The sequence below is a fragment of the Micromonospora sp. I033 genome, assembly GCF_053890995.1.
The window spans coordinates 42,524-49,132 of the sequence record NZ_JBSSLX010000019.1; the positions used below are offsets into that span (position 1 = coordinate 42,524).

The 6,609-nt window shown below is 75.2% G+C and carries 6 protein-coding genes and 1 pseudogene; 2 read left to right on the forward strand and 5 right to left on the reverse strand.

Translation table 11 applies throughout. The features are described 5' to 3' along the window. Window positions 1-140 precede the first annotated feature (140 nt). Genes ACW0Q9_RS05810 through ACW0Q9_RS05825 form a run of 4 tightly spaced genes read right to left on the reverse strand, consistent with a single transcriptional unit; the run spans window position 141 to window position 5,340 of the window. Window positions 141-749 carry a GNAT family N-acetyltransferase gene (locus ACW0Q9_RS05810; RefSeq protein WP_456178900.1) on the reverse strand — a complete coding sequence of 203 codons (609 nt, stop codon included), beginning with the start codon at window positions 747-749 and terminating at the stop codon, window positions 141-143. A 32-nt stretch (window positions 750-781) separates the two neighbouring features. Next, entirely contained in the window at window positions 782-2,095 is a 1,314-nt protein-coding gene (locus tag ACW0Q9_RS05815; RefSeq protein WP_456178892.1) for a molybdopterin molybdotransferase MoeA, read from the reverse strand. After that, a complete protein-coding gene (locus ACW0Q9_RS05820; protein ID WP_456178893.1) occupies window positions 2,092-3,087 on the reverse strand; it encodes a UTP--glucose-1-phosphate uridylyltransferase in 996 nt (331 codons plus the stop codon). Before ACW0Q9_RS05820 ends, ACW0Q9_RS05815 begins: the two co-directional genes overlap by 4 nt. 9 nt (window positions 3,088-3,096) lie before the next feature. Beyond that, window positions 3,097-5,340 (reverse strand): diguanylate cyclase, encoded by a 2,244-nt coding sequence (locus tag ACW0Q9_RS05825; RefSeq protein ID WP_456178894.1) that lies wholly within the window; start codon window positions 5,338-5,340, stop codon window positions 3,097-3,099. Between the two features lie 83 nt (window positions 5,341-5,423). Here ACW0Q9_RS05825 and ACW0Q9_RS05830 point away from each other — a divergent pair, with 83 nt between their 5' ends. Both ACW0Q9_RS05830 and ACW0Q9_RS05835 read left to right on the forward strand, forming a co-directional pair. Further along, entirely contained in the window at window positions 5,424-6,071 is a 648-nt protein-coding gene (locus ACW0Q9_RS05830) for a 5-formyltetrahydrofolate cyclo-ligase (RefSeq protein ID WP_456178895.1), read from the forward strand. Next, window positions 6,028-6,225 (forward strand): annotated as a pseudogene (locus ACW0Q9_RS05835) (FmdB family zinc ribbon protein); the annotation flags it as partial. The gene ACW0Q9_RS05830 and the pseudogene ACW0Q9_RS05835, both read left to right, overlap by 44 nt. A 62-nt stretch (window positions 6,226-6,287) precedes the next feature. Here the strand turns inward: ACW0Q9_RS05835 and ACW0Q9_RS05840 are convergent. Beyond that, a partial coding sequence (locus tag ACW0Q9_RS05840; protein WP_456178901.1) for a hypothetical protein occupies window positions 6,288-6,609 on the reverse strand: 322 nt, incomplete at its 5' end.

The window sequence follows — 6,609 nt, forward strand, 5'->3', positions numbered from 1 at the left end:
CGCAACTTCTTCCGTCGCCCGTCGTTTACGGCGCAGATCGTGCGGGCAGGCAGCGCTTGCCACAGCTTGCAGTTACTTGAGGTTACGGGCCGCCGACCTACTTCACCGTGCGCCGCGCCGGGCGTGGCGGGTGGGACGCTTCACCCGCGGTTGTCACGTACGCGGTGCCAGCGGGCCAGCAGTCCACCCTCGGCGGCCACTTCCTCACTGGTCATCGCGTATCCGATGTGGTCCCGCCAGGCGCCGTCGATGTGCATGTAGCGCACGTGGTAGGCCTCCTCGCGGAAGCCGAGCTTCTCCACCACCCGGCGGGACGGCTGGTTCTCCGGCCGGATGTTGACCTCGATCCGGTGCAGGCCGCCGGGGCCGAAGGCGTGGTCCACGGCCAGGGCCACCGCGGTGGGGATGACGCCGCGACCGGCCACTCGGGAGTCCACCCAGTAGCCCACGTAGCCGGAGCAGAACGCCCGCCGCACGATGCTGCCCACGTTGAGGTGGCCGACCAGCCGCTCCGCGCCGTTCTCGCGCAGGCAGACCGCGAACGGCATACCGTCGCCGGTCCGGGCGGACTTCCGCTGGTCGGCGTGGACGAAGCGGAAGGCGGCGGGCGAGTTCAGCTCGTCCCAGCCGCCCGGCAGGTGGGACTCCCAGGGGGCCAGCCAGGCCCGGTTGGCCCGCCGGATCTCCGACCAGGCCGTCGCGTCGGAGCGCCGGTAGGGCCGCAGCACCACCGGACCGTCCACCAGCACCGCCGGCCAACCTGGCGGCCGTCGGAACCAGCTCACCGGCGCCGGTCCAGCAGGAGAACGTCCACAGTTGACCCCGCCGCCGCGGTGGTGACCCGCTCGCCGAGAACGAGCAGCCCGTTCGCCTCGGCCAGGCCGGAGAGGGTGAACGGCCCGCCGGCGAGCGGCTGCACGGTGTAGCCGCCGCCGCGCCGCTCGGCGACGTGCGCCGGGCGGAACTCGCGCAGCCCGACCGGGGACGAGACCGTCTCCAGCAGGTGCGCCCGGACGCTCGGCCGGAACACCGGTTCGGCGCCGGCCAGCAGCTGGATGGCCGGGCGCGCCAGCACCTCGAAGCCGATCAGCGCCGCGCCGGGCTCACCGGGTAGACACACCACCGGCACCTCCTCGGCGCCGACCGTACCGAATCCGAGGGCCGTTCCGGGATAGAGGGCGACCTCGGTGAAGGCGACGGGCCCGGCCCGGCCGCCCTCCCGGCGGGACAGGATCCGGCGGACCATGTCGCCGGGGCCGGTGCCGGTGCCGCCGGTGGTGATGATCAGGTCGGCCCGCAGGGTCTGATCCTCCAGCAGCCCGCGCAGCGCCTCCGGGTCGTCGTCGCAGATCCCCACCCGGTACGCCAGCGCGCCCGCCTCGGCCGCGGCGGCGGTCAGCGCGTGCGAGTTGGTGTCCACCACCTGGCCGGGCTGGCTGCCCCGGCCGACGTCGACCAGTTCGTCACCGGTGGCCACGATGACCACCCGCGGGCTGGGCCGGACCACCACGTGCCCGATGCCGGTGGCGGCGAAGACCGCGACCAGGGCGGGCGAGACGTACGTGCCGGCGCGGGCGAGCAGCGTGCCGGCGGGCAGCTCCTCACCGGCGCGGCGGACGCCGTACCCCCGCTTGGGGGCGCGGTAGATCTCCACGGCGGCCATGCCCTGGTCGGTCCACTCCACCGGGACCACCACGTCGGCGCCGATGGGCAGCGGCGCGCCCGCGGCCACCGAGAAGCAGGAGCCGGGGGTGAGCCGGACCGGCCGCCAGCTCGCCGCGCCCAGGTCGCCGACCACGTTCAGCCGGATGCTGCGGCCACCGGGAATACCGGAGGGGGCCGGGACGTAGCCCGGCCCCCGGCTCCCTCCGGAGATGTCCTCCCAGCGCGCGGCGTACCCGTCCACCGCCGCCTGGTCGAAGGCGGGGAAGGAGTGCGGCGCGACCACGTCCTCGGCGAGGACGTTGCCGTACGCCTGGGTGAGGTCGAGGTCGAGCGGAGGCAGCGCGCGTAACCTGCGCAGCACGCTGCCCAGGTAGTCGGCGAGCGGCGTCAACTCGTTCGCGGCCGCCTCGGCGTCGGCCGTCGCGGTCATGTACCGGCACCGCCGGACGCGTCGCGCATCCCGTTCAGGATCGCCGCGCTGACGGTCTCGTCGCCGTTGTTGACGAACTCGGTCAGCCACTTGCGGAACTCGGCGCCCAGGTCGTCCCGCTCGACCGCGATCTGCACCACGGTCTGGAGGTAACCGAGCGGCTGGCCGGTGTCGTAGCGGGTGCCCCGGTAGACGATGGCGTGCACCGGCACCCCCTCGGTACGCAGCAGCTCCATGGCGTCGGTCAGCTGGATCTCCCCGCCGCTGCCCGGCTCGGTCCGCCGGATCGCGTCGAAGATCTTCCCGGGGAGCACGTAGCGGCCCAGGACGGCGAGGTTGCTCGGCGCGTCCTCCGGCTTCGGCTTCTCGACCATGCCGGTGACCTTGACGACCTCGGCGAGGTCGCTGAACTCGTCACCGGCCGGCTCGACGGAGGCGATGCCGTAGCGCGAGGTCTCCGCCGGGTCGACCTCGAAGAAGGCCAGCACGATGCCGCCGGTGCGGGCCTGGAGGTCCAGCATGGCCGGCAGCAGCGGCTCGTCCATCTTGACGAACTCGTCGCCGAGCAGCACCGCGAAGGGCGCGTCGCCCACGTGGGACTCGGCGTAGCCGACGGCGTGACCGAGGCCGAGCTGCTCGGGCTGGCGGCAGGTGTAGATCTCGGCCAGCTCCTCGGGGCGGCGTACGGCCTCCAGCACGTCGGGCTTGCTCTCCAGCCGTGCCTCCAGGTCGGGCCGGCGGTCGAAGTGGTCCACCATCGACGTCTTGCCGCGCCCGGTGATCAGCAGCACGTCGGTCAGGCCGGCCTGGGCGGCCTCCTCGACGATGTACTGGAGGACCGGCCGGTCGACGACCGGCAGCAGCTCCTTGGGGACCGCCTTCGTGGCCGGCAGGAACCGGGTGGCCAGGCCGGCGGCCGGGATGACGGCCTTGACGGCGCGGGAGCGACCGGTCGCGGCGGTCGCTGAGGGGTTCGCTGAGTGCTCCGACATGTCGCGAGACTATCGGCCACGGCTCTGCCGCGGCGGGTGAGGACCGGAAGACGCGCCGCCCTGTGCCACCGGCGCGGTGTCCCCGGCGCCGGCCCGGGGCAGTCCGTCGGGCGGGCTGACCGTGGCGACCACCACGGGGATCTCCTGGGTCGGGACGGGGTCGGGGGCCCGGGCCAGCCGGTAGCCGTCCCGGCCGGCCGCCTTGGCCGCGTAGAGCGCGTCGTCGGCGGCGTCGAGCACCTGCTGGCCGCCGGCCGCGTGGTCCGGGTAGACGGCGATGCCGATGGAGACGGTCACCCGCACCCGGATCGGCTCCCCGGCGTGCCCCTCCACCGGCACCGGGTTCTCCCGGACCACCGCGCCGAGCCGTTCGGCGACGATGGTGGCGCCCCGCGCGTCGGTCTCCGGCAGCAGCACCACGAACTCCTCGCCGCCCTGCCGGAACGCCAGGTCGACCTCGCGGATCTCGCCGCGGACCCGGCGGGCGAACTCGACCAGCACCGCGTCCCCGGCGGCGTGTCCCCAGGTGTCGTTGACGTCCTTGAACCGGTCCAGGTCGAGGGCGAGCACGCTGAGCATCCGGCCGAAGCGGTTGGCCCGCTCCACCTCGCGCCGGATCGCTTCGCGCAGGTAGCGGTAGTTCCACAACCCGGTCAGCGGGTCGGTCAGGGAGAGCCGCTGCGCCTCCTCGTGCACCCGGACGTTCTCCACCGCCACCGCCGCGTGCCCGGCGAACGTCCGCAGGGTGACCAGGTCGTCGTCGTCGAACTCGTCGGCGCCGAGCCGGTCGTAGAGGGCCAGTACGCCGAGCGCCCCGGACGACGGCTCCGGGTCGCGGCGCGGCGCCGGACGGGCCGAGCCCGAGCCGTCGGAGCCGGCGCTGTCGCCGTCGGCCGGCGGGTGGCCGGGCCGGTCCGGGTCGCCGCGCGGTTCCGCGCCGCGGGGGGCCGCGAAGGGCACCGCCACGTACGTCTCGCAGGACGGCTCCCCGGTCGGCGCGTCCGCCGGCTCCCACCGGCCGCGCAGCGGCTCCCCGGTGGCGGCCACCGTGCCGACCACCCCGGCGCCGACCGGCACCCGCAGCGTCGCCGGGTCGGCCCGCTCCTCGGTCGGCCACCGCCCGTCCAGCCCCTCGACGCACTGGCCGACCAGCACGCCGTCGCCGTCCACCAGCAGAACGGCGCCGGCCCGCGCGCCGGTGGCGGCGATCGCGCTGTGCAGGATCACCCGCAGGATGCGTTGCAGGTCGTGGGTGCTGGCCAGGGTGTCGCCGAGCACGGCCAGGTGGCCCCGGAGCTGGTCCCGGCTGCTGGTCAGCGCGGCCACGTAGCTGCCGGTCTCCCGGGTCATCCGGTTGAACGCGCTGGCCAGCCGCCCGATCTCGTCCCTGCTGCCGACCGGCACGCGGGCGGTCAGGTCACCGCGCGCCACCCGGTCCACCGCGCCGGCCAGCTGGACCAGGGGCCGGGTGGTGACCCGGGCCAGCCGCCAGGCGGCCAGCACGGCCAGCAGGGCGGCCAGCACCACGGCGCCGACCAGGGCGGCGTAGAGGCCGGGCGGACGCTCCCCCGGCGCCGAGAGCACCAGCGGCAGCGGCTGCCCGGGGGACGGACCGACCCGGCGCACGTACCGGCCGTCGGCGGTCCCGGTCACCCGCTCCCCATCCGCCTCGCGGGCGGCGGCCAGCACCGCCGCGCGTACCTCCCGGTCCTCGGTCGTGTGGGTGATCCGGCCCGGGTCGTCGAGGAGGGTGACCCCGACCCCGGTCACCGCGGCGAGCCGTGCCACGAAGGCCGGGTCGACGGGCTGCGCGGCGGCGACCGTGCCGAGATCGGCGCCGGCCGGGTCGCGGAGCCGGACCCGGGCGGCGAGCGCGCGGACCGGGCCGGTCGTCGCGTCGGCGGCGCAGTCCTGCCAGGGGCCGGCCGGGACCCCGAGGGTGGCGTAGCTGGTGCGGCCGGCGGCGTCGGCGATCCGCACGCCGGCGGCCACGCCCCGGCCGACCACCTGGTCGGCCGCGCGGGGCCGGGCGGCCGGGTCGGCGACCAGCGCGACCGCGTCGGCCGCCGCACGGAGCTGTTGACAGAGGGCGTCGACGGAGGTGCGCACCCCGGCCGCGGCCACGCCGAGCCGCTCGGCGGCTCGACCGCGGTCGACGGCGCTCAGGGTGGAGCCGACGAAGACCGCGCCGAGCAGGACGGGGCCGAGCACCACCGTGAGGAACGCCGCCGTCAACCGCCCGCGTAGCGTCAAGCTTCCCCCCGGAAGTTCTGCGCCCCTCCCTGCGATGCTGACACAGAGCGACCGGGAGGCAAGCGTTGCGTCAGGAGTGTTGCGTGCCGGAATTTTCTGATGGAGCGGATGTGACCAAGCGGGACCTCCGGGTCGCCCTGCTCGCCCATCGCCGGTCGCTGCCGGCGCCGCGCCGGGCCGAGGCGGCGGCGTCCGTCCAGGCCGAGCTGGTCGCTCTGGTACGCCGGCTGCAGCCGGCCCGGATGACCGCGTACGTGCCAGTCGGCTCGGAGCCGGGTGGCGGCGACCTGCCGGCGGTGCTGCGGGCGGCGCTGCCGCCGGAGGCCGAGCTGCTGCTGCCGGTGCTCCTGGACGACCTCGACCTGGACTGGGCCGCCTACACCGGCCCGGAGTCGCTGCGGGCCGCCGGCCGGGGCCTGCGCGAGCCGACCGGCCCGCCGCTGGGGAGCGCGGCGGTGGCCGGGGCCGAGCTGGTGGTGGTGCCGGCGCTGGCGGTGGACCGCCGGGGCTACCGGCTGGGCCGGGGCGGCGGCTCGTACGACCGGGCGCTGGCCCGGGTGCCCGCCGTGGTGCCCACGGTGGCGCTGCTGCACGACGGGGAGCTGGTCGAGGCGGTTCCGGCCCAGCCCCACGACCGGCCGGTACGCTTCGTGGTCACGCCGGGTGGCGGGCTGGTGGCGGTGCCGGATGTGGCCCGGGGCGCTTCCGCTGGACGAACCCGGGTTCCATGACGCACCATTGGCACTCGAATCCGTCGAGTGCCAACCGGCCGTGCAAGATCCGGAGGAGAACGTGCCCACGTACCAGTACGCCTGCACCGCGTGCGGCCACCAGCTCGAGGCGGTGCAGTCCTTCTCTGACGCCCCGCTGACCGAGTGCCCGGCGTGTGAGGGGCGGCTGCGCAAGGTCTTCAACTCGGTCGGCATCGTGTTCAAGGGCTCCGGCTTCTACCGCACGGACTCCCGTTCGTCCGGTTCCGACAGCACCACGAGCACGACGAGCAAGCCGGCGAAGTCCGAGTCGTCGACCACCAGCTCGTCCGGCGGCTCCTCGACCGGTTCGAGCAACGGCTCGTCCGCCGCGTCGTCCGGCTCGTCCGCCGGTTCGTCGGCCAGCAAGGCGCCGGCCGCCAGCAGCTCCTCCTGACAGGCTCCCGGAAAGTGGTCATCCCGCGCGGATGGCCACTTTTCGCATTTCCGGGTTGATTCGGCGCTCATCATGCTTGTCCACAGGCCGGCGGGTTTTCCACAGGTGAGCCGGCTGGGGCGG